Origin of the sequence: Brevundimonas diminuta 3F5N (assembly GCF_900163625.1) — a bacterium.
Taxonomy (GTDB): domain Bacteria; phylum Pseudomonadota; class Alphaproteobacteria; order Caulobacterales; family Caulobacteraceae; genus Brevundimonas; species Brevundimonas diminuta_A.
In genome coordinates, this window is the sequence record NZ_FUIE01000084.1 from 66,542 (window position 1) to 87,487 (window position 20,946).

Here is a 20,946-nt window from a genome sequence, read left to right on the forward strand (position 1 = left end):
GGGCAGTATGACGGAAAGTCCGCGCGACTTCACCCGTTCTGGCCGGTGGAGGCTTCCTCTTCGCGCGGCTTAGGATAGGGTTTCGATAGGAGACCTCCTCATGACCCTGACCGTTCGCCAGTTTCCCTGTCTGTCCGACAACTACGGCTTCCTGATCCGCGACGAGGCGACGGGGCTGGTCGCCGCTGTCGACACGCCGGACGCCGAGGCGATCCTGGCCGATCTAGAGGCGTCGAGCTGGGGGCGGCTGGACCTGATCCTGAACACCCACTGGCACCCGGATCACACCGGCGGCAACGAGCGGTTGCAGGCCGAGACGGGTTGCGAGATCGCCGGGCCGGAAGAGGTGCGCCGCGCGGCGCCGCTGGATCACGTCCTGGTGGACGGCGAGGCGGTCCGTCTGGGCGAGACGGCCTTCGATGTGGTGCTGTCGCCCGGCCATACCCTGGGCCATGTGGTCTATCATGCGGCGGACGACGGCCTGGCCTTCGTCGGCGACGTCATCTTCGCCCTGGGCTGCGGGCGGCTGTTCGAGGGGACGCCGCAGCAGATGTGGGACAGCCTGAACCGCATCGCCGCCTGGCCCGAGGCGACCACCCTCTATTGCGCCCATGAATACACGGCCTCGAACGCCCGCTTCGCCCTGTCGCTGCCGGACGCCGATGAGGCGTTGAAGGCGCACGCCGAGGCCATCTTCGCCGCCCGTGAACGTGGGGAGGCGACCGTGCCGACCACGGTAGGGATCGAGCGCCGCTTCAACCCCTTCCTGCGCGCCCGCGACGCTGCCGACTTCGCCGAGCGCCGCGCCCTCAAGGACGGCTTCAAGGGCTAGGACGCTCGCCGGATTTCCAGTCACCCATCATCGGAGATGTTCATGCAGTTGAAGGATCGGGTCGCCATCGTGACCGGCGCGGGCGGGGGCCTGGGCCGCTGTCACGCCCTCTATCTGGCCGGTCAGGGCGCCAAGGTCGTGGTCAACGACCTGACCGAGGCGGCGGCGCAGGGCGTGGCGGACGAGATCGTCGCGGCGGGCGGCCAGGCGATGGCGGCGGCGGGTTCCGTCACCGACGTCGACGCGGTTCAGGCCATGGTCGAGGCGGCGATAAAGGCCTGGGGCCGCATCGACATCCTGATCAACAACGCCGGCATCCTGCGCGACAAGAGCTTCTCGAAGATGAGCCTGGATGACTTCCGCCTGGTGGTGGACGTGCATCTGATGGGGGCGGCCATCTGCTCCAAGGCGGTGTGGGAGATCATGCGCGCGCAGAACTACGGCCGCATCGTCATGACGACCTCTTCTTCCGGCCTCTACGGCAATTTCGGCCAGGCCAACTATGGCGCGGCCAAGCTGGCCCAGGTGGGGCTGATGCAGACCCTGGCCATCGAGGGCGCCAAGCATAACATCAAGGTCAACGCCCTGGCGCCGACCGCCGCCACCCAGATGACGGCGGGCATTCTGTCCGAGGAGGTGCTGAAGGCGCTGGACCCGGCCCTGGTCAGCCCCGGCCTGCTGGCGCTGGTGGGCGAGGATGCGCCGACGCGGGCCATCCTGTGCGCGGGCGGCGGGCATTTCGCCACGGCCAACATCACCCTGACGCCGGGCGTTCGCATCGGCGGGGCTGCGGATGCGGGCGAGCAACTGATCGCACGCTGGGACGAGGTCGCGAACCGCGAGGGCGAGATCGTGCCCGACTACGGTTTCCAGCAGGGTGCGCAGGAGATGATCTCGGCGGGGGTGTCGGCGCCGATGGCGGCGGGCTGAGCCTTCAGGCGCGGCGGCGTTCGTCGCCGCGCCACAGCCACAGGGCGCCGAAGACGGCGGCCAGGGCCGCCAAGGTCAGCGCCTGGGGCGCGACTTCGGCCAGGCTGGCCCCCATGGCGTTCATCCGCACGAAGGCCTGAACCGCCGCGGTCGAGGGCGACAGGTGCGCCAGCCAGACCAGAAGTTTGGGCATCATGAAGTGAGGCCAGGCCGCGCCCGCCAGGAAGAACAGCGGCGCTGACGTGCCGACCAGCACCTGCAACACGCGCTCGTGCCGGTCGAACAGCCCGCCCAGCAGCAGGCCCAGCGCCGATACTCCGGCGGCGAAGACGGGCGCCAGCAGCATCACGCCGGCCATGTCGCCCGCCCGCGGATAGTCCTGAAACCAGAAGACGAAGCCGAAATAGAACAGGCAGGACGCCGTGCCGATCGCCGTCAGCGCCAGCCACAGGCCCAGCCGGGCGCTGCGCCGCATGGGGGACGCGCCGGTCTCGCGACGCAGGGCGGCGATGACGCCCGCGCCCAGCAGCAGGGTCTGTTGCAGGATGATCAGGCTGACGGCGGGCACGGCGTAGTCGCCATAGCCCTCGGTCGGGTTGAACAGCGACTCCTGCTTCAGCGTGGGCGCCAGTCTGGCCGCGCGGGCGGCCTCGGGCAGGCCCTCCAGCCGTGTCTCGGCGACATGGGCGGCGGCCGCCGCGACCGCCTTGCCGACCGAGGTGACGCGGACCAGATAGCCGCCGTTCAGCCAGACGGCCACGCCGTCGGGCGCGCCGCGCGCCAGGTCGGCCTCGAACCGTTCGGGCAGGATGACGACGCCGTCGACCACGCCGCGCCGCATCAGGTCGGACGCCTCGGCGGTCGAGGGGATGACGGCGGCGACCTCGACCGCGTGGGAGGCGTTCAGGTCTTCGACCAGGGCGCGGGTCAGGGCGCTCTGCGTCGGCGTCACCACGGCGACCGGCAGGCCCGTCGCCGCCTGCCCGGCGTAGGCTGCCGGATAATAGAAGGCGTAGAGGACCACAGCCAGGATCAGCAGGCTGCTGACCGGCCGGGCGCGCGGCAGGTTACGGAAGGTCGCGATGAAGGCGGCGCCCACGCCTTGTTCCGGCAGGGGAAAGGCCAGCGCCTCGGCCTTGGGCGCGCGGCGGGCGCGCAGGCGGATCAGCACGGCGGCCAGGATCAGGGCGATCAAGGTGACGACGCTCAGGATCATCAGGTCGCGCCAGGCGCCGCCGGGCGCCGCGCCGGTCACCATCTGTCCGGTCTGCAGGCGCAGATAGTGAGTGTAGGGCAGGATGTCGCTCCAGATCCGGGCGAAGCGCGGCCCGTGATCCAGCGGCAGGGTGCCGTTCGAGAAGGCGATGGCCGCGCCCGAATAGATGGCGGTGGCCGAGAAGGCCATGTCGACATCTCCCAGCAGAGCGACCAGCAGGGCCGACAGGGCGACGCTGACCGCCATCAGGGCGACCACGCCCAGCATCAGCAGGGGCAGCGATCCCGCCACGCCCCAGCCCCTGACCCCGCACAGCCAGCCGATCCAGGCCAGACCCCACAGCGTGAAGACGACGAAGTGCGGCGTCAGCCGTCCGATCAGGGCCGCCGTGGTCCGCCCGCCGGTCTGCGCCCTGAACGCCTGGAACGAGCCGCCCTGCATCAACCGCCCGACCGCCAGCACCGCCGAACAGGCGGCCAGAAGGTGCAGCACGCCGGGCGCCAGCAGGCCGCCGAGGAACAGCTCGAAGCTCAGCTGCGGATTGCCGATGATCGACACCTGGACGGCGGGCGGCTCCAGCGCCGTGGCGGGCAGGCCCATCTGGCGGGCCCGCTCTTCCAGCCTTGGCGCGGCGGCCGAGGCTATGGCCGAGGACTGGCCCAGGGCCGACAGGGCGCCGACGGTCTGGAAGGCGCCGTTGAAGGAGACGGTCGCCTGTTCCGGGCGACGGAAGGCGCCCTCGGTGAAGCCCGAGGGGAAGTGGGCGATGCTGTAGATCTCGCCGCGTCGCATCAGGGCCACGGCCTCGTTCACCGTCGCCGGGGCGTGGGCCACGCGCACGCCGGGGCTGGCCTCCATGTTGCGGATCGCAGCCCGGCTGAAGGCGGAATTGTCCTGATCCACCACGGCGACCGGCGCCTGGCGGATCACGCCGGGCGCCAGCATGGCCGCGATCACCGCCAGCAGGATCAGCGGCAGGCCGAAGGCGACGAAGGCGTCCCACGGGCGGGTCGCCAGCCGCCGCGTCTCGTCCTGAACGGCCGCGAGGAAGACGGCCGCGCCGCCCTTCATCGCGACGACCAGTCGAACAGGACGCTCATACCCGGCCGCAGCCCTTCGATCGGCCGGGCGGGCTTGGCCTTCACCTGGAAGCTGCGCACGTCATAGCCGCTGGACTGGCGGGTCGAGCGCCAGGTGGCGAACTCGCCCTGGGGGCTGATGGTGGTGACGCGGAAGGCGGCGTTCTTCACGCTCAGCGCGGGCACGTCGCCGCGCACGATCGCGCCGATCTTCAGGTCGCGGAACTGGTCCTCGCGCACGCTGAAGGCGACCCAGGGATCGGCCGTGTCGACGATGGTGAAGACCGGAACCCCCGTCAGCACCAGTTCGCCGACATTGGCGAAGCGTTCCGACACCTCGCCGCCGTGGGGGGCGGTCAGGCGGGTCTCGCCCTGCAGGCTCTCGACCTCGGCGACGGCGGCGCGAGCGCCGCTGACGTTGGCGTCGGCGACGGCCTTCTCCTGCGGCCGGGTTCCGGCCAGGGCCTTCAGATACTGCTGGCGGGCGGCCTCGGTCTGGGAGGCGGTGGCGGCGCGGGCGGCGACGGCCTCGTCGCGGCGCTGGGCCGAGATGACGCCCTCGGCGAACAGGTTCTCCGCCCGGCGCGCGGTCTGGTCGGCCAGGCGGGCCGTGGCCTGTGAGGCGCGCCAGATCGATTCGACCGACTGCACGTCCTCCGTGCGGGCGCCTTCGCGGCTCAGGGACTGGATGGCCTCGGTCGACTGCAGCAGGGCGCGGGCCTGGGCGTCCTTGGCCTCGACCTCGGGGCTGCTCATCAGGGCCAGTTCCTGCCCGGCCCTCACCTGATCGCCCTCGGCGGCCAGGAAGCGTTCGACGCGGCTGGGCACCTTGGTGGCGACGGTGAAGGTCTCGGCCTCGACCATGCCCTGCACCTGATCCGGCGCCGGGCGGGCGGCCAGGAACAGGCCCACGACGATGAAGGCGATCAGCAGGACCACGCCCGCCGCGACGATCAGGGGCAGCGGCGACCGGCGCGGTTTCGGCGGCGGCGCTTCGGCCGGCTGGGGCGGCGTATAGGCTGAGGAAGGCGTCTCGCTCATGGGGCGCTGATTCATTGGGCGCTGATCCGGTCGTCGCGTTGCAGATAGTCGTTCAGGGTCTGGTCGCTTCCCGCCGCCGCCAGCAGGGCCGCCAGGCTGAGGTCGTACTCATAGGCCGCCGCCGCCCGTTGCAGCCGCGCCGTTCCCAGCAGGTTGCGGGCGTCGATGACCGAGGCGGCCGTCGCTTCGCCCTCGCGGAAGCCGACCTCCTGCACGCGCAGGTTCTCGCGGGCGGCCTCCAGGCTGCTGTCCATGGTCAGGAACTGCCGCCGCGCCAGCTCGACCTGATTATAGGCGCGCGTGACCAGCAGGCGGGCGTCGTCGCGAGCCTGGCGCTCGACCTCTCCGGCGGCTGAGGCCTGGGCGCGGGCGGCGCCGAGCATCCGCCGCCGGTCCAGCGACGACATCAGGGTGTAGCGGGCGCCCAATCCAAAGGCCCAGTCCGGCTCGGTCGGCAGGGCGTCGTCCGGGTTCATGTTGTAAGTCCCGAAGGCGTAGACCGACGGCTTCATCCGCGACGCCGCCAGGTCCGCCCCGGCCTCGGCCAGATCGCGTCCCGCCTGGGCCTGGATGAGGCGCGAATTCGACTGGCTCGCGCTGTCCAGAAAGACGGATGCGGGGCCGACCGGATCGCGATTGACGAACAGGGGCGTGGTCGGGGTCACGCCCGCCTCGACATCGGCGACGCGGGCCAGGGAGGCGACGGCGTTCTCATGCTCCAGCTCGGCGCGGTTGAGCTGGCGCTGGGCGGCGTCGCGGACGACCTCGACCTGAAGCGTCTGGGCGCGGCTGAGCATCCCTTCTTCTTCCATGCGGCGGGCGTTCTTCAGGTGCAGGTCGAAGCCGTCGCGGGTCTCCAGCGCGATCTTCAGCGCCTCGGCCGCCAGCACCTGGCCGAAATAGGCGCGGGCCAGGTTGACGCTCTCCAGGTTCAGGGCCTCCTGCCGCCGGGCCTCGGCCAGGTCGACGTTGGCCGCCGCCGCGCGCCGCAGGGCGGGGATGGCCCCGCCGGTGTAGATCGGTTGCAGCGCCGTCACCGTCGGGCGGAAGGTCGTGTCGTCCACCTGCAGCCGGATATCGTGGGGCAGGGCGGCGAAGATCTCCGGCAGGGCGGCCTGCAACCGCTGCCCCACCGCGTTCAGCACATCGCCCGGCACGCCCGGCAGGTCGGAGATCAGGCCGGGAATGGCGGCGCCCAGGTCGGACTGGGCGCGGTCCAGCGTGTCCGACAGCGACAGGTCGAAGGTCTTGCGATAGCGGATCAGCTGGGCGTCCAGCGACACCGTGGGCCGGTTCAGTCCGGCGGCGACCTGGGCCTGGGCCTCGGCGGCTTCGACCCCGTATCCGGCGGCGCGCCCCAGGCTGGAGGTCGTACGCAGCCGCGTCTCCGCCTCAGCGTAGGTCAGGGGCGTGCGCGGCGTCTCGGCGGCGGCTTGAGTCTGAGCCAGGGCGGGCGTCGCGCAGGCCGTCAGGGCGCCCGCAGCCAGGACGATACGCCATCCGTTCCAAGCCCTCGCCATCGCATCACCCCGCAACCAGCTGTGAACAACGATCCTGAAGCGCGGCCGTTGCGTCAAGCAAGCGCGTCAATTGCAAAGGGCGCGCTCGTCGTGACGAACGCGCCCCTTGACCGAAGATGAAGCCTGTCCGGTCTTACAGGCCCGGAAGCTTGAAGCGGCCGTCGCGACGGGCGGCGATGGTGATGCCTTCGCGGCCGCCGGTCAGGGCGTCCAGACGCGCGCGCTCGCTGGCGGCGTCGATGGTCTTGCCGCCTTCCGATGACTGGCTGACGGTCGCGGCCTGGCTGGCCGGATCGTCCTTGCGCCAGAACATGATGCGGTTGGCCCAGCTTTCTTCCTTGTGCGCCAGGCTGCCGAATTCGTCGTCAACCACATAGCGGGCCAGCGGATCGGCGCGATCGGCGCCGGCTTCGGCGGCCAGAACCTGCTCGCCGGGGGTGCGGGTCACGGCCTGGCGCTGGCCCAGCAGAATCTGGCGGGCGGCGCTTTCGGGGGCCAGCTCTTGCGGGCGCGGGGCGCCGGGCGAAGGCGGGGTCAGGCCGTATTCCGGCGGCACGACCAGCGGGGCGCTGGCCACGGTGACGAATTCGTCCGGCACGACCTTGGACAGGCCGATGCTCTGCTTCATCGATCCGCAGGCGCTCAGGCTGAGGGCCGCGCCGGCGGCCAGGGTCACGATCAGGACGGGACGGTTACGCATGGGTCGTTCGGCTCCGGGAGGCGCGCCGCACGGGCGCTGGCTCGGGTCGATAAGTTAAGGGGGTGTGATTACGACTTTTCGTGGGCCGCGCCAACTGTCGAACGGCGCTCGGACAGGAAGCTGTCCAGGATCAGCAGGACGACGCCGACGGTGATGCCGCTGTCGGCGATGTTGAAGATCCAGGGGAACAGGCCCGTGCCGGAAAAGTCGAGGAAGTCGACCACGCCGCCGAAACGGATGCGGTCGATGACGTTGCCGATCGCGCCGCCCATGACCAGGCCGATGGCCGCGACCAGCAGGCGGCGGTCCGCCCGCGTCGCCCACCAGGCCAGCAGGCCCGCCACGACGACGGAGAAGACGCTCAGGATCCAGCGCCCGGCGCCGCCGCCGAACAGGCCGAAGCTGACCCCGGTGTTCAGCACATAGGTCAGATTAAACACCGGCGGCGCCACCTCGGCGATCCGCAGGCCGTCGGGAATGTGGGTGATGTGTTCTGCGCCGATGGCGCTCAACACCCAGGCCTTGGTCAGCTGATCCAGCACGATGACGGCGAGGGCGATCAGATAGGCCCCCAGGGCGAGACGAGAAATCTTCATGTCCTGCGGGTTAGCAGGAAGACGTTCGGCGGCGAAGAGGGAAAGCGAAGGGGCGCCGATCGTCCCTACGGCCTTTCCCCCCGGTTTTCCCCCGCTATAAGCGGGGCATGACCCTGTCTCATCCGCTGCCCCGCCTGTCCGCCGTCGCCGACGACTACGACATCCTGCTCTGCGACGTCTGGGGCGTGATCCACAACGGCCGCGAAAGCTGGCCTGCGGCCTGCGAGGCTCTGACGAAGTTCAATGAGAAGGGCGGCCATGTCGTCCTGATCTCCAATTCGCCGCGCCCTTCGCCGGACGTGGTGGCCCAACTGGACGCTTTGGGCGTGCCCCGCAGCGCCTGGAAGGCCTTCGTCACCTCGGGCGACGCCACCCGCGCCGAACTGGCGCGCCGGGCGCCCGGTCCGGCCTGGATCATCGGGCCGGATCGCGACTTCGTTCTCTATGAAGGGCTGGAGCTGACCAGCGCCCATGACGCGAACGACGCCGCCTTCATCTCCGTCACCGGCCCCTATGACGACACGACCGAGACGCCTGAGGATTATCGCGAACGCCTGACGCCCGCCGTCGCGCGCGGGCTGGAGCTGATCTGCGCCAACCCTGACCGCGTGGTGCAGCGCGGCGATTCCATCATCTACTGCGGCGGCGCCATCGCCGACCTTTATGAGTCCATGGGCGGCCGCGTGGTCATGGCGGGCAAGCCGTTCGGTCCGATCTACGCCCTGGCGCTGCGGGAAGCGGAGGGCTTGATGGGGCGCCCCGTGGACCGTTCGCGCGTGCTGTGCATCGGCGACGGCGTGGTCACGGATGTTCTGGGCGCCGCGGAGCAGGCGCTGGACTGCCTGTTCATCGCCCAAGGCATTCACGGCGACGCCGCCAAGGGGGCGGACGGGACGCTCGATCCCGCCCGTGCAGCCGAACTGCTCCGTGCCGAGACGACCTTCGCCCGCTACGCCGCGCTGGAACTGGCGTGGTGAGTCTCGCCATTTCGTCGCACCTGCCTTAAAGGGCCGCTCATGGTTGATCTGGTCCAAGCGCACCCGTCGGGCGGTTACATCCTCGACGAACTCCACGTCGGCATGGCCGCCGAAAAGACGGTTCACGTCACCGAAGAGCGGATTCGTCTGTTCGCCGAGGCGTCCGACGACTTCAATCCGGTGCACCTGGATGAAGCCTTCGCCGCCAAGACGGCCTATCGCGGGCGTATCGCTCACGGCCTGCTGTCGGCGGCTTTCGGTTCGGCGGTGGTGGGGACCATCCTGCCGGGCGCGGGCTCGATCTACATTTCCCAGACCCTGTCGTTCCATTTCCCGGTGCGGATCGGCGACACGGTGCGGATCGTCATCACCGTCATCGCCCTGGATCATGACAGCGCGCGCGGCGAACTGCGCTGCGAAGGCTTTGTCGAGGACAAGCTGATCATGGACGGCGTGGCCGTCGTGCGCGTGCCGCGCCGTCGCAAGCCTTCGGCCCGCTGAAGGCCGCCTGAAGTGGTCGAGGTCATTCGCGACTGGCGCGGCCTGACGGACGCGCAGAAGGGGGCGGCCGTCGCCGTCGGCGCCTTCGACGGCGTGCATCGCGGCCACCAGGCGGTCATCGCCTCGGCGCGCGAGACGGCGGATCGTCTGGGCGCGCCCCTGGCTGTGGTCAGCTTCGACCCCCATCCGCGCCGCCTGTTCCAGCCCGAGGCCGCGCCCTTCCGCCTGATGACGCCGGACCAGATGGCCCGCGCCCTGGCGCCGCTGGGCGTCGACCGCCTGTATCTGCTGCCGTTCGACCGGGAGATGGCCGGCATGACGGACGAGGAATTCGCCCGCCGTGTCCTGTCCGAAGGTTTGGGGATCAAGCACGCCGCCGTCGGCTTCGACTTCACCTTCGGCAAGGGCCGTTCCGGCTCGCCCGCCCTGCTGCAAGCCTATGGCGAGACGCGGGACTTCAGCGTCTCTGTCACCGACCGCATCGACGACGCTTCGGGCCTTAAGCTGTCGTCCAGCGCCGTGCGCGAGGCGTTGAAGGCGGGCGACATGGACCGCGCCGCCGCTATCCTGGGCCGCCCCTTCGCCATCCAGGGCGAGGTGATCCACGGCGACAAGCGCGGCCGCACCATCGGCGTGCCCACCGCCAACATCGCCATGGGCGACTATATGCGCCCGGCCTATGGGGTCTATGCGACCCGCACCCGCCTTCCGGACGGGCGGGTGATCAAGGGCGTCGCCAACCTGGGCGTCCGCCCGATGTTTGAGATTGAAGAGCCGCTGCTGGAAGTCTGGCTGCTGGACTTCGACGAAAGCCTCTACGGCCAGGTGCTGGAAACCGAACTGGTCGCCTTCCTGCGCGGCGAGCTGAAGTTCGACGGCCTGGACGCCCTCAAGGTCCAGATCGACGCCGACGCCGCCGCCGCCCGCGCGCTTCTGGACTGAGGCCGCCCGCAAGGCCTGCGCTCTTGCAGGCGGACCGAGCAACTCCCAGCTCTACCGAACGATGTTGGCGGGAGGGGCCGTGAAAGACCGAGATTCAGGCCTGTGGTTCGCCGTTGCGGGCGTTTGCGCCCTGTGGGCCGTGGCGGCGGCGTTTAGCGGGACAGGCGTATCGGCGCCGCTGCTGATCGGCGCCCTGGCCCTGATGTTCGGCGTCAACGGCGAGGCCCGGCGCTGGGTGGAGGGCAAGCTGTCGTGGGCTTTTTCCGGCTCGTCTCTACGGCTCGTGCTGGTGATGATCGGCGTGATGATGCTGTGGCAGACCGTCGGCCTGGAACTGGCTCTGTTCGCGGCCGGGGACGTGTTGGCCTATCTAGAAGTCCTGACGGCGGTCAGCCTGATGACCGCCCAGGCGCGGCTGGCGCCGGTCAAGGCGGCGATGGCGCGACGCACGACGGCGCTCCTTCAGCCCTTGCGACGGTTGAAACTCAGAAGTCGGGCGCGCCGTATCCGGTCGAAGACGCCGCCGCCTTCCAGCGACGCCGACGGGGGCGTCTGGGCCTTCGCCTGAGAGGTTCTAGCTCTCCGCCTTCTCAGCGATGGCCATCAGGTCGTCATGCAGAGACCTGCCCTTGTCGTCGACGATGTCGGCGATGCGCCACATCGGGCCTTCCTTCACCAGCTTCAGCGTCTGGCGGCGCTCGCGGCCGTGGTTGGTGAAGACGACTTCGGCGGCGGCGGCCTGGGGGCCGTCGGGCGTCATCGTCACCGTCTTTAGGGCGAAGGCGTCGGCGTCCTGGCAGGCGCAGATGGGATCATAGTTCAGATAGGGGACTTCGTTCTTGGCGGCGGCCTCGCGCGCGTCGACGCCGATCAGGGCGTTCATGGTGCGCGAATAGAGCGGGTCGCGGCCGGGGGTGATGCTCGCCTCGGCTGGGTCGGGCGCATCACGGGCTTCCGTGGCGCGGGCGTAGAGGGCGCGCACGAAGGCCTCGGCGTCTTTTTCGCCCGCCGCATAGACGGCGGCGCGGCCGGTCAGGGCCGACGCGGCGGCCTCGGCCGGGGCTGGGGCTTCCTTTTCCGCCGAGCAGGCGGCCGCCGTCAGGGCCAGCATCGCCGCCGTCGCCAAGGCCTGAAGTCGCATCCGCTCCGTCTCCTGTCTGTTCGCCTGGACTATGGCGCAGGGGGCGCCGGGTCTGCTAGAGCTTTCCCATCATGACCGTTTGCGTGATCCGCCCGATTTCGATTAGCCGCCCGGCGTAGCGCTGCAGGGCCTGGCCCCGCGCACGTCGGGATTTCTCGAAACATTCCGCCGAGACGACGCCGCCTTGAGCCATCAGGGCATGGGCCGTCCGGCGCCTTCACGCTAGAATGACGCCTGACGCCGCTTTCACAGCGGCCGCGCGCGCAAAGACGAAAAGACATTTCATGGCCGACGCCGATACCCAGACCCCTTCCGGCCGCGACTATCGCGACACCGTCTTCCTGCCCGAGACGCCGTTCCCCATGCGCGGCGGCCTGCCCAAGAAGGAGCCGGAGATCCTGGCGCAGTGGGGCGACCTGTACGGAACCTTGCGCGCCCTGCGTCAGTCGCAGAAGGCGCCGCTCTATGTGCTGCATGACGGCCCCCCCTACGCTAACGGCGACATCCACATCGGCCACGCCCTGAACAAGACGCTGAAGGACTTCGTGGTCCGCTCGCGCTTCCTGCTGGGCTATGACGTCGACTACGTGCCGGGCTGGGACTGCCACGGCCTGCCGATCGAGTGGAAGATCGAGGAGCAGTTCCGCGCCAAGGGCCGCCGCAAGGACGAGGTGTCGAAGGAAGAGTTCCGCACCGCCTGCCGCGAATACGCCGGCAAATACATCGACTTGCAGCGCGACCAGTTCCTGCGCCTGGGCATCACCGGCGACTTCGCCAACCGCTACGCCACCATGGACTTCACGTCCGAGGCGGCCATCGTCGCCGAGTTCCACAAGTTCAAGAACTCGGGCCAGCTGTATCGCGGCTCCAAGCCGGTCATGTGGTCGCCGGTCGAGCGCACGGCCCTGGCCGACGCCGAGGTCGAGTATCACGACCACGTTTCGCCCACGGTCTGGGTCAAATTCCCGGTGGTCGGCGCGACCGACAGCCACCCGGACGACCTGTTGACCTTCCGCGCGGCGACGCCCTCGATCGTGATCTGGACGACCACGCCGTGGACCATCCCGGCCAACCGGGCGATCAGCTACGGCCCCGACATCAACTACGGCCTGTATGAGGTCACGGCCCTTGAGGAAGGGCTGGACTATGAGCCGTGGGCCAAGCCGGGCGACCGCTTCATCCTCGCCGACAAGCTGGCCGAGGAAGTGTTCAAGGCCGCGAAGATCGCCGCCTGGACGCGCGTCTACGACATCGACCCGTCGGGCCTGGAGTGCGCCCACCCGCTGGCCGCGCTGGACAGCGGCTATGGCTTCTCGGTGCCGCTGCTAGCGGGGGACCATGTTACGGACGACGCAGGGACCGGCTTCGTCCACACGGCGCCGGGCCACGGCGCGGACGACTTCGCCGTCTGGCTGGCCCACGGTCATCGCGAGGTGCCGGACACGGTCGATCCTGACGGCGCCTATTACGAACACGTCCCCCTGTTCGCGGGCCTGAAGGTGCTGGAGACCGAGGGCAAGAAGACCGGCAAGTTCGGCCCCGCCAACGGCGCGGTGATGGAAAAGCTGATCGAGGCGGGCAATCTGCTGGCGCGCGGCCGGATGGAGCACTCCTATCCGCACTCGTGGCGCTCCAAGGCCCCGATCATCTTCCGCAACACCCCGCAGTGGTTCATCCGCATGGATGAAGAGCTGGAAGACGGCGCGACCCTGCGCGACCGCGCCCTGAACGCCATCGACGCCACCGCCTTCCACCCGGCGGCGGGCAAGAACCGCATCCGCTCGATGGTCGAGGGCCGCCCCGACTGGTTGATCAGCCGTCAGCGCGCCTGGGGCACGCCGCTGGCCATGTTCGTGGACAAGCAGACCGGCCAGCCCCTGCACGACCCAGAGGTCGACGCCCGCATCGTCAAGGCCGTGGCCGAAGGCGGCGCCGACGTCTGGTTCTCGGCGCCCGACGCTGACTTCCTGGGCGCGCACGACCCTGAGCGGTTCGAGAAGGTCACGGACATCCTCGATGTCTGGTTCGACTCAGGCTCGACCCACGCCTTCACTCTGGACCCGCGCACGGCCGAGAGCGGCTATACGGGCGACCGTCCCTCGCACTGGCCCGCCGATCTCTATCTGGAAGGCTCGGACCAGCATCGCGGCTGGTTCCAGTCGTCCCTGCTGGAAGGCTGCGGCACGCGCGGGCGCGCCCCGTTCAACGCCGTCCTGACCCACGGCTTCACCCTGGATGAAAACGGGGAGAAGATGTCGAAGTCGCGGGGCAACACCACCGACCCCCTGACCATCATCAAGGAATCCGGCGCCGACATCCTGCGTCTGTGGGTGGCGTTGGTCGACTATTCGGACGATCAGCGCATCGGCAAGCAGATCCTGCAGACCACGGTCGACGCCTATCGCAAGCTGCGCAACACCGTCCGCTATCTGCTGGGCGCGCTGAACGGCTTCGACGAGGCCGAGCGTCTGACCGATTACGACCAGTTCCCGCCGCTGGAGAAGTTCATCCTGCATCGCCTGTGGGAGTTGGACGCGCAGGTGCGTCAGGCTTACGCCGAATACCGCTTCCAGGACGTGGTGCGGCCGGTGCTGGAGTTCTGCTCCGGCGATCTGTCGGCGCTGTATTTCGACGTGCGCAAGGACAGCCTCTATTGCGACCGTCCCGACAGCATCAAGCGCCGCGCGGTCCGCACGGTGATGGACGAGGTGTTCAACCGTCTGACCGCCTGGCTGGCCCCGTTGACGCCCTTCACCATGGACGAGGCGTGGACCACGCGCTTCCCCGACGCGGGCACCAACTGCGCGCGGGTGATCCCCGAGACGCCGGGCCAGTGGCGCAACGCGGCCGAAGCTGAGCGCTGGGCCAAAGTCGAGACGGTGCTGGAAGTCGTCAACGAGGCTCTGGAAGCCGCACGCCGCGACAAGGTCATCGGCGGTGCTCTGGACGCTTGGCCGGTGGTCACGGCCCCGGCCGAGCTGCTGGCCCCGTTCGAGGGCCTGGACGCCGCCGAGGTGTTCCGCACTTCGGGCGCTGAACTCGTGGCGGGCGGCGACGCTGTCACGGTCGAGGTGAAGACGGCGGACTATCCCAAGTGCGCCCGCTCCTGGCGCCGGGTGCCGGACGTCGGCTCCGACGCCGACTATCCCGACCTGTCGGCCCGCGACGCTGATGCGGTGCGCTGGCTGGACGCGCGCAAGGCGTAAAGAGATCAGGCCCTTCCGTTCGCCGGAGGCGCCTTTTTTCTTCCTTCTCCCCTTGTGGGAGAAGGTGGCAGGCGGAGCCTGACGGATGAGGGGTGTGTGCGCAGCGGCCTAAACGACTGTCGCGGCGCCCGAACCGCCAGAACGTCAAACGGCGCGCCGACACCCCTCATCCGAGCGCCTCCGGCGCCCACCTTCTCCCTCAAGGGGAGAAGGATCAGGCGGCGTCGTGGAAGATCAGGCCCAGCGTCATTCGCCTGCCCTTGCGCACCGTGCTGACGCCGTGGCGCATCTGGACGCGGTAGTCGCCGCGCGTTCCGGCGACGGGACGTTCCCTCACGGCGAAGATGACCGCCTGTCCCTGTTGCAACGGAACGACATGCGCCTGTGACTGCGAGCGGGGTTTCTGCTCGACCAGCACGAACTCGCCGCCCTCGAACCCAACCGGATCGCTCAGCAGAATGGCCGCCTGCAGCGGGAAGACCAGATCGCCGTACAGATCCTGATGCAGCCGATTGTAGTCGCCGGGGCCGTAGCGCAGCATCAGCGAGGTCGGCCGCGTCTGGCCCGCCGCGCGGCAGCGGGCGGTCAGTTCGTCCAGCCGGGCGGGGAATTCCGGCCGTCCCAGCCGCGCCGCCCAATCGTTGGCGATCGGCGCCAGACCTTCGTAGAGCCGCGCGCGCAGCCGGGGCAGGGGATCGGGCAAGGGATTGGCGAAATACTGATACTCGCCCTGGCCGAAGCCGTGGCGCTGCATGACGATGCGGCTGCGGAACCGCTCGGACTGGTCGTAGAGGGCTTGCAGGGCGTCGCAGGTCGCGGGCGTCAGCAACGGCCCGACCACGGCCCAGCCCTGGGCGTTCAGATCATCGGCGATGCGAGGCCAGTCGAGAGCGGTGTCGGTCATGGGCGCATTTGCGCGGATGGCGCGCGCCGTGTCTGGCGGTTTTCGGTCGTGTTTCTCCTCCCCATGAAATGGGGAGGTGGATCGGCGGCGTCAGCCGACGAGACGGAGGGGCTGCTTGGTTTCGTCGTCGCAAAGCCCCTCCACCACTTCGTGGTCCCCCTCCCACAAAGTGAGGAGGAAAGAAGAGATCAGAACCGCACCCTTTGCTCGGCCGATTTCAGCGTCGAGCGGACGAACTCGGTGGGCGGGTCGGTTTCGGCCAGGACGGCTTCCTTGATGGCGCGCGGCTCGCCGAACAGATGGCCCTGGCCCATGGCGATATCCAGTTCGAGGATGTCGACGACCTGTTTCTCGCTCTCGACCTTTTCGGCGATCAGTTCGAGGCCGTGGCGGCGGATCAGGGGGGCGAAGTCCCCGGCGCGGATGTCCGGTTGGCTGGGCAGGGGCGCGCCCCCGTCGAGATCCAGAAGCTGTTCGATCAGCAGGTCGGCCGCCACCTTGATGAAGCGCACGTCCGAGCGTTGCAGGTCGGCGAAGTCCAGGTCCAGCGTCTGCACCTTGTCGATGGAGAAGCGGAAGCCCAGGTCGGCCAGCTTGGCCATGTTGCGCGCCTCGATGGCGCCGCGCGCGTCGAAGGTGGCCTGGCCCAGTTCGAAGATCAGGGCGTCCTTCAGGTCGCGGTTCTGGCTCAGGAAGTCGAGGAACTGCGGGAAGAAGGTCTCGTCGCCCAGGGAGGCCAGGGAGATGTTGCAGAAGACCCCGACCTTGCGGTCCTGTCCGGCCAGACGGCGCACGATCTGGGCGCAGCGGAACAGCAGCAGATTGTCGATGGCGGGCAGCAGGCCCTCGCCCTCGGCCACCGACAGGTATTCGGCCGGCATCATCACCCGGTTCGACGGGTCGCGCAGGCGGGTGAAGCTCTCGTAGAAGACCGTCCGCCGCTGGGGCAGGGTCACGACGGGCTGCAGATACAGGTCGACGCGGTTCTCGCTGAGGGCGTCATGGACGGTCTTCAGCAGGGTGTTCGACTGGACCTGACGACGGCCCTCGAAGGTGTCGGCGGTCAAGGTGGAGGCGGCGAGTCGCTCCTCGATGGATTCGCTCATCTGCTGGACCAGGCCTTCCAGCATCCGCACCTCGCCGGTCAGGGCGTCGGTGCGCGACAGGGCGCCGGTCTCGATGGCCTGCGCCAGTTCGGTCAGGGCGCCTTGGGTCGACTCCATCGCGTCGGCCAGCAGGCGGTGAGCCTCGCGCACCTTGGCGATTTCCAGACGCAGGGCGCGGCGGTCGGCCATGCCCGTGACGAGGGCGTGAACGCCGGCCATGATCCCCAGCGCGCCCAGCACGCCGGCCGCGCCTGCGCCGCCGCCCAGACCGGCGCGCCAGATCGTCGCCCCGATGGTCAGGGCGAGGAACAGGTAGCCGAAGAACAGGAAGCCGCCGGTGATCTTTCGCATGGGGCCGGTCAGAACCGCCTTTCCCTATAGAATCGATCAAGTATCACGTTAACGAAGGCTAACGGCTAGGGTCCGCACGGATAAACGGGCGGTAAAAGGAGGTTAACGCATGGAATTGTTCGATCTGAGCGGCAAGGTCGCCATCATCACCGGCTCTTCCAAGGGAATCGGCAAGGCCATCGCCGAGCGTCTGGCCGAACACGGCGCCCGCGTCGTCATTTCTTCGCGCAAGGCCGGGCCGTGCGAAGAGGTCGCCGTGGCTATCAATGAGAAGCACGGCGAGGGCCGCGCCATCGCCATTCCTGCCAACATCGCCTCCAAGGAAGACCTGCAGCGGCTGGTGGATGATACGCGCACGGCCTTCGGCCAGATCGACATCCTGGTGTGCAACGCTGCGAGCAACCCCTACGCCGGGCCGATGGCGGGCATCGCAGACGAGCAGTTCGAAAAGATCCTTCAGAACAACGTCATCTCCAACCACTGGTTGATCGGCATGGTTGCGCCGGAGATGCTGGAGCGGAAGGACGGGGCGATCCTGTTGATCTCCTCCATCGGCGGGCTTCGCGGGAACGCCCTGATCGGCGCCTACAACATCTCCAAGGCGGCGGACATGCAGCTGGCGCGCAATCTGGCGGTCGAATTCGGGCCGTCGAACGTGCGCGTGAACTGCATCGCGCCGGGCCTGGTCCAGACCGATTTCGCCAAATACCTGTGGGAGAACCCGGAGCTGCTGAAGACCGTCACCGAACCGGCGCCGCTGAAAAGGATCGGCCAGCCGGATGAAATTGCGGGCACGGCGGTCTATCTGTGCAGCCCTGCGTCGGCCTATGTGACCGGCCAGACCCTGGTGGTGGACGGCGGACTGACGATTGCCTGGTGAGAACAACAAGACGCGCTCAAGCAGCCCGAAGGGCGATAGCGCCGCCAAAATAGGCCAGGATATCGTCTGGCGGCTGGAGGCGGCGGCGTTCCAGGGGCTGTTCGGCTTCTTGCGCCTGCTCGGCGTCGAGCGGGCCTCGGGCTTCGGCGGCAAGCTGCTGCGGACGCTGGGGCCGCTGACCGGCACGCACAAGACGGTAAGGCGCAATCTGCGCATCGCCTTCCCCGACATGGACGCCGCCGAGCGTGATCGTCTGGCGGTGGAGCAGTGGGAGCAGACCGGCCGCACCTTCGCCGAACTGGCCGTCATGGACCGGCTGACGCCGGAAAGCGGGCGGATCGACATCGTCGGATTGGAACGGCTGCACGCCGTGCGCGACAGCGGAAAGCCGGTGGTGCTGATCTCGGGCCATCTGGCCAATTTCGAGGTCATGGCGGCGGTCATCATGGCGGCGGGCGTGCCGTGTCAGGTGACCTATCGTGCGGCCAACAACCCTTACGTCGACGCCCTGATCCGCCAGAGCCGAGAGCGTTACGGCATCAAGCTGTTCGCGCCCAAGGGCGATGGCACGCGCGAGCTGATGGCGGGGATGAAGCGCGGCGAGTCCATCGCCCTGCTGGTCGATCAGAAATACAGCCAGGGGCCGGAGGTCGAGTTCTTCGGCCAGCCGGTCAACGCTTCGCCCGGCGCGGCGCGCATGGCGTTGAAGTTCGGCACGGTGATGCAGCCCCTGTCGGTGGTGCGCCTGCCCGGCGTGCGCTTCCGCGTCACCGCGCACGAGCCGATCGCCGTGCCTGACACGGGCGACAAGGCCGCCGATGTGCTGACGGGCGTGCAAGCGGCCAACCGCTTCGTCGAGGACCGTGTGCGCGAGCATCCGGTCGACTGGTTCTGGGTCCACAAGCGCTGGCCGCCCCAGGTCTATGAGGCGCTGCGGGCGTCGGACGCCTAATCCAGCACGCCGTCGTCGGCGCGGCGGAAGGGACCGGCGTAGTCCTTTGTTCCTGTCCGGCGGCGATCCGGCCCGAAGTAGCCGGGCGAGCGCACGAAGGGGCGTGGGCGCAGGATCACCGCCTCGATCCGCGTCAGCAGGGTCTGGGCCTTCACCGGCTTGGCGACGAATTCGGTGACGCCGGCATCGCGGGCCTCGGTCACGCGGCTCTTCTCGGAATGGCCCGTCATCATGATGACCGGCAGATAGGGGTTGGCGCTGCCGCTCTCGTTGCGGACCGCGCGGGTGAAGGCGGCGCCGTCCATCGGCTTCATGCGGAAGTCGACGATGGCGATGTCGATCGCCTCGCGGCGCAACAGCTCCAGCGCGACGACGCCGTCCTCGGCTTCGCTCAGACGGCCGACGCCGACGGACTTCAGCATGGCGGCGACGATGGCGCGCATATTGGGGTTGTCGTCGACCAGCAGGACGTGGATCGAACTCAGGGCGGACATCTCAGGGCACCGACGAACAGGGAAGCCGGATGCGATCCGGCGACAACATCAGAAAAGGGCTCAGCGCCCGGCGGCGGCCAGATACTCGTGCGGTCCGGCGTAGGCTTCCTGCTTCTCGACCGACCAATAGCGCAGGGCGGTCAGGGGAATGGTCGCGCCGCTGACGGCGCACCGCACATAGGCCCCGGCGGACAGGACGGCGAACTCGCCGTCGCCGTAGTGAAGGCAGGCCTCGCTGGAGGCGGAAGAGGGGGGCTGGGTGCTCATGCCGCCATCATAACGCGAAGCTTGTGCGGGACGAGAGGCGAATCGCCGTCATCTGACCGCTTGTCGTTCACAATCTCGGATGTTCCATGTCTCGATCGCCCGCCGACATCCTGGCCGCCGCCGTTTCCGCCGCTGTCCTCGTCGCCGCGCCGGGCGCGCTGGCGCAGGATGGTGCGGCAGCGCGCCCGACCATTCGCGAGTTGGGGCGGGCGCCGGGCATACTGTCGCCGGGACCGCTGAACGCCATCACCGACGTGGCTGGGGTGAAGGTGGGGCAGGTGACGCTGCGTTCGGGCGACAGCGTCCGCACCGGCGTCACCGCCGTCGTGCCGCACGGGGGCTCGCTGTTCCGCGACAAGGTTCCAGCCGGCCTGTCGGTCGCCAACGGTTTTGGCAAGCTGGCGGGCGCGACCCAGATCATGGAGCTGGGCGAGATCGAGACGCCGATCGTCCTGACCAACACCCTGTCCGTGGCGCGGGGGATCGACGGCGTTCTGGACTGGACGCTGAAACAGCCGGGGCATGAGGACGTCCGCTCGGTCAACGCCGTGGTGGGCGAGACGAACGACGGCGGGCTGAACGACATCCGCGCGCGCGTCGTCACCGCCGCTGACGTGGTGCGGGCCATCGAGACGGCGACGACCGGCCCGGTCGAGCAGGGCGCGGTCGGCGCCGGGACGGGCACGATTGCGTTTGGGTTCAAGGGCGGGATCGGCACCAGTTCGCGCAAGCTGCCCGACAGTCTGGGCGGCTTCACCGTGGGGGTGCTGGTCCAGTCGAACTACGGCGGGGTGCTGAGCATCGACGGGGCGCCGGTCGGGGTCCGGCTAGGCCGCTACTACCTGCGCGAAGAGGTGGAGAATGAACGCGCCGACGGCTCCATCATGATCGTGGTGGCGACCGATGCGCCCCTGTCGGACCGAAATCTGGAGCGGCTGGCGAACCGGGCTTTCGCCGGTCTGGCGCGGACGGGGGCGGCGTTCTCGAACGGGTCGGGGGACTATGCGATCGCCTTTTCGACGGCGGAAGGCGTGCGGCGGACGCCCGAACGCCGGGCGGGGCAGACGAGCGTCGCGGATTGGCCCAATGACCGGATGTCGCCCCTGTTCGTCGCGGTCGCTGAGGCGACGGAGGAGGCCATCCTCAACTCTCTGCTGAAGGCGCAGGCGACGACCTCGGTGATCGACGGCAAGGCGGTGACGATCGAGGCGCTGGACATCGAGGCGGTGAAGGCGGTGCTGGGTGAGACGGCTAGCCGTTAAAGCGCCGCCCCTTAAACCCGCTCATCCCGGCGGAGGCCGGGACCCAGTG

The 20,946-nt window shown here is 69.0% G+C and carries 20 protein-coding genes; 10 read left to right on the forward strand and 10 right to left on the reverse strand.

Annotated elements, in window-relative coordinates:
* The first annotated feature begins 100 nt into the window (after positions 1 to 100).
* Entirely contained in the window at positions 101 to 832 is a 732-nt protein-coding gene (gloB, locus tag FM111_RS15140; protein ID WP_087141750.1) for a hydroxyacylglutathione hydrolase, read from the forward strand.
* A 42-nt stretch (positions 833 to 874) separates the two neighbouring features.
* On the forward strand, positions 875 to 1,762 hold the full coding sequence (locus FM111_RS15145; protein WP_087141770.1) for an SDR family NAD(P)-dependent oxidoreductase: 888 nt from the start codon (positions 875 to 877) through the stop codon (positions 1,760 to 1,762).
* A 4-nt stretch (positions 1,763 to 1,766) separates the two neighbouring features.
* Here the strand turns inward: FM111_RS15145 and FM111_RS15150 are convergent, their stop codons facing one another.
* The 5 genes from FM111_RS15150 to lspA all read right to left on the reverse strand — a co-directional run bounded on the left by FM111_RS15150 (position 1,767) and on the right by lspA (position 7,914).
* Positions 1,767 to 4,049 (reverse strand): ABC transporter permease, encoded by a 2,283-nt coding sequence (locus FM111_RS15150; protein ID WP_087141751.1) that lies wholly within the window; start codon positions 4,047 to 4,049, stop codon positions 1,767 to 1,769.
* Positions 4,046 to 5,098: an HlyD family secretion protein gene (locus tag FM111_RS15155; RefSeq protein WP_256968360.1), complete on the reverse strand. Its 1,053-nt coding sequence runs from the start codon at positions 5,096 to 5,098 to the stop codon at positions 4,046 to 4,048. The genes FM111_RS15150 and FM111_RS15155 overlap by 4 nt, the downstream gene beginning before the upstream one ends.
* A gap of 11 nt (positions 5,099 to 5,109) precedes the next feature.
* Entirely contained in the window at positions 5,110 to 6,618 is a 1,509-nt protein-coding gene (locus tag FM111_RS15160; protein ID WP_256968361.1) for a TolC family protein, read from the reverse strand.
* 133 nt (positions 6,619 to 6,751) lie between these two features.
* A complete protein-coding gene (locus tag FM111_RS15165) occupies positions 6,752 to 7,318 on the reverse strand; it encodes a DUF3035 domain-containing protein (RefSeq protein WP_087141752.1) in 567 nt (188 codons plus the stop codon).
* A gap of 68 nt (positions 7,319 to 7,386) precedes the next feature.
* Positions 7,387 to 7,914: a signal peptidase II gene (gene lspA, locus FM111_RS15170; RefSeq protein ID WP_087141753.1), complete on the reverse strand. Its 528-nt coding sequence runs from the start codon at positions 7,912 to 7,914 to the stop codon at positions 7,387 to 7,389.
* Between the two features lie 107 nt (positions 7,915 to 8,021).
* Here lspA and FM111_RS15175 point away from each other — a divergent pair, with 107 nt between their 5' ends.
* From FM111_RS15175 to FM111_RS15190, 4 genes are all read left to right on the forward strand, one after another.
* A complete protein-coding gene (locus FM111_RS15175; RefSeq protein ID WP_087141754.1) occupies positions 8,022 to 8,891 on the forward strand; it encodes a TIGR01459 family HAD-type hydrolase in 870 nt (289 codons plus the stop codon).
* A 39-nt stretch (positions 8,892 to 8,930) separates the two neighbouring features.
* Complete coding sequence (locus tag FM111_RS15180; RefSeq protein ID WP_087141755.1) at positions 8,931 to 9,392, forward strand: MaoC family dehydratase; 462 nt, start codon at positions 8,931 to 8,933, stop codon at positions 9,390 to 9,392.
* 12 nt (positions 9,393 to 9,404) lie between these two features.
* Positions 9,405 to 10,334, forward strand: coding sequence for a bifunctional riboflavin kinase/FAD synthetase (locus tag FM111_RS15185; protein WP_087141756.1), 930 nt, complete (start codon positions 9,405 to 9,407; stop codon positions 10,332 to 10,334).
* Positions 10,335 to 10,413: 79 nt separating this feature from the next.
* The gene (locus FM111_RS15190) at positions 10,414 to 10,902 is read left to right on the forward strand and encodes a hypothetical protein (protein ID WP_256968363.1); all 489 of its coding nucleotides are present in this window, start codon (positions 10,414 to 10,416) and stop codon (positions 10,900 to 10,902) included.
* Between the two features lie 6 nt (positions 10,903 to 10,908).
* Here the strand turns inward: FM111_RS15190 and FM111_RS15195 are convergent, their stop codons facing one another.
* Entirely contained in the window at positions 10,909 to 11,475 is a 567-nt protein-coding gene (locus FM111_RS15195) for a DUF3828 domain-containing protein (protein WP_087141758.1), read from the reverse strand.
* Positions 11,476 to 11,759: 284 nt separating this feature from the next.
* Here FM111_RS15195 and ileS point away from each other — a divergent pair, with 284 nt between their 5' ends.
* A complete protein-coding gene (gene ileS, locus FM111_RS15200) occupies positions 11,760 to 14,681 on the forward strand; it encodes an isoleucine--tRNA ligase (RefSeq protein ID WP_087141759.1) in 2,922 nt (973 codons plus the stop codon).
* Between the two features lie 214 nt (positions 14,682 to 14,895).
* Here ileS and FM111_RS15205 read toward each other — a convergent pair whose 3' ends face one another.
* Together FM111_RS15205 and tipF are read right to left on the reverse strand one after the other, a co-directional pair.
* A complete protein-coding gene (locus tag FM111_RS15205; protein WP_087141760.1) occupies positions 14,896 to 15,585 on the reverse strand; it encodes a 2OG-Fe(II) oxygenase in 690 nt (229 codons plus the stop codon).
* A gap of 188 nt (positions 15,586 to 15,773) precedes the next feature.
* A complete protein-coding gene (tipF, locus tag FM111_RS15210) occupies positions 15,774 to 17,042 on the reverse strand; it encodes a flagella assembly cyclic-di-GMP phosphodiesterase TipF (RefSeq protein ID WP_087141761.1) in 1,269 nt (422 codons plus the stop codon).
* Positions 17,043 to 17,151: 109 nt separating this feature from the next.
* Between tipF and FM111_RS15215 the strand changes: the two genes are divergently transcribed.
* Both FM111_RS15215 and FM111_RS15220 read left to right on the forward strand, forming a co-directional pair.
* The gene (locus tag FM111_RS15215; RefSeq protein ID WP_087141762.1) at positions 17,152 to 17,922 is read left to right on the forward strand and encodes an SDR family NAD(P)-dependent oxidoreductase; all 771 of its coding nucleotides are present in this window, start codon (positions 17,152 to 17,154) and stop codon (positions 17,920 to 17,922) included.
* Positions 17,923 to 17,971: 49 nt separating this feature from the next.
* Positions 17,972 to 18,874, forward strand: a complete 903-nt coding sequence (locus FM111_RS15220) for a lysophospholipid acyltransferase family protein (RefSeq protein ID WP_087141773.1) — start codon at positions 17,972 to 17,974, stop codon at positions 18,872 to 18,874.
* On the opposite strand, the gene FM111_RS15225 is transcribed toward FM111_RS15220, so the two are convergent.
* Positions 18,871 to 19,368 (reverse strand): response regulator, encoded by a 498-nt coding sequence (locus tag FM111_RS15225; protein ID WP_087141763.1) that lies wholly within the window; start codon positions 19,366 to 19,368, stop codon positions 18,871 to 18,873. The genes FM111_RS15220 and FM111_RS15225 overlap by 4 nt on opposite strands.
* 60 nt (positions 19,369 to 19,428) lie before the next feature.
* Positions 19,429 to 19,635, reverse strand: a complete 207-nt coding sequence (locus tag FM111_RS15230; protein ID WP_087141764.1) for a DUF2093 domain-containing protein — start codon at positions 19,633 to 19,635, stop codon at positions 19,429 to 19,431.
* 86 nt (positions 19,636 to 19,721) lie between these two features.
* Between FM111_RS15230 and FM111_RS15235 the strand changes: the two genes are divergently transcribed.
* Positions 19,722 to 20,897, forward strand: a complete 1,176-nt coding sequence (locus tag FM111_RS15235; RefSeq protein WP_087141765.1) for a DmpA family aminopeptidase — start codon at positions 19,722 to 19,724, stop codon at positions 20,895 to 20,897.
* Positions 20,898 to 20,946: the final 49 nt, after the last annotated feature.

Excerpts from the sequence above, each read along its gene's own strand:
- gloB (WP_087141750.1), top strand. The coding sequence starts at position 101 with ATGACCCTGACCGTTCGCCAGTTTCCCTGTCTGTCCGACAACTACGGC.
- FM111_RS15145 (WP_087141770.1), top strand. The coding sequence starts at position 875 with ATGCAGTTGAAGGATCGGGTCGCCATCGTGACCGGCGCGGGCGGGGGC.
- FM111_RS15150 (WP_087141751.1), bottom strand. The coding sequence starts at position 4,049 with ATGAAGGGCGGCGCGGCCGTCTTCCTCGCGGCCGTTCAGGACGAGACG.
- FM111_RS15155 (WP_256968360.1), bottom strand. The coding sequence starts at position 5,098 with ATGAGCGAGACGCCTTCCTCAGCCTATACGCCGCCCCAGCCGGCCGAA.
- FM111_RS15160 (WP_256968361.1), bottom strand. The coding sequence starts at position 6,618 with ATGGCGAGGGCTTGGAACGGATGGCGTATCGTCCTGGCTGCGGGCGCC.
- FM111_RS15165 (WP_087141752.1), bottom strand. The coding sequence starts at position 7,318 with ATGCGTAACCGTCCCGTCCTGATCGTGACCCTGGCCGCCGGCGCGGCC.
- lspA (WP_087141753.1), bottom strand. The coding sequence starts at position 7,914 with ATGAAGATTTCTCGTCTCGCCCTGGGGGCCTATCTGATCGCCCTCGCC.
- FM111_RS15175 (WP_087141754.1), top strand. The coding sequence starts at position 8,022 with ATGACCCTGTCTCATCCGCTGCCCCGCCTGTCCGCCGTCGCCGACGAC.
- FM111_RS15180 (WP_087141755.1), top strand. The coding sequence starts at position 8,931 with ATGGTTGATCTGGTCCAAGCGCACCCGTCGGGCGGTTACATCCTCGAC.
- FM111_RS15195 (WP_087141758.1), bottom strand. The coding sequence starts at position 11,475 with ATGCGACTTCAGGCCTTGGCGACGGCGGCGATGCTGGCCCTGACGGCG.
- ileS (WP_087141759.1), top strand. The coding sequence starts at position 11,760 with ATGGCCGACGCCGATACCCAGACCCCTTCCGGCCGCGACTATCGCGAC.
- FM111_RS15205 (WP_087141760.1), bottom strand. The coding sequence starts at position 15,585 with ATGACCGACACCGCTCTCGACTGGCCTCGCATCGCCGATGATCTGAAC.
- tipF (WP_087141761.1), bottom strand. The coding sequence starts at position 17,042 with ATGCGAAAGATCACCGGCGGCTTCCTGTTCTTCGGCTACCTGTTCCTC.
- FM111_RS15215 (WP_087141762.1), top strand. The coding sequence starts at position 17,152 with ATGGAATTGTTCGATCTGAGCGGCAAGGTCGCCATCATCACCGGCTCT.
- FM111_RS15225 (WP_087141763.1), bottom strand. The coding sequence starts at position 19,368 with ATGTCCGCCCTGAGTTCGATCCACGTCCTGCTGGTCGACGACAACCCC.
- FM111_RS15230 (WP_087141764.1), bottom strand. The coding sequence starts at position 19,635 with ATGAGCACCCAGCCCCCCTCTTCCGCCTCCAGCGAGGCCTGCCTTCAC.
- FM111_RS15235 (WP_087141765.1), top strand. The coding sequence starts at position 19,722 with ATGTCTCGATCGCCCGCCGACATCCTGGCCGCCGCCGTTTCCGCCGCT.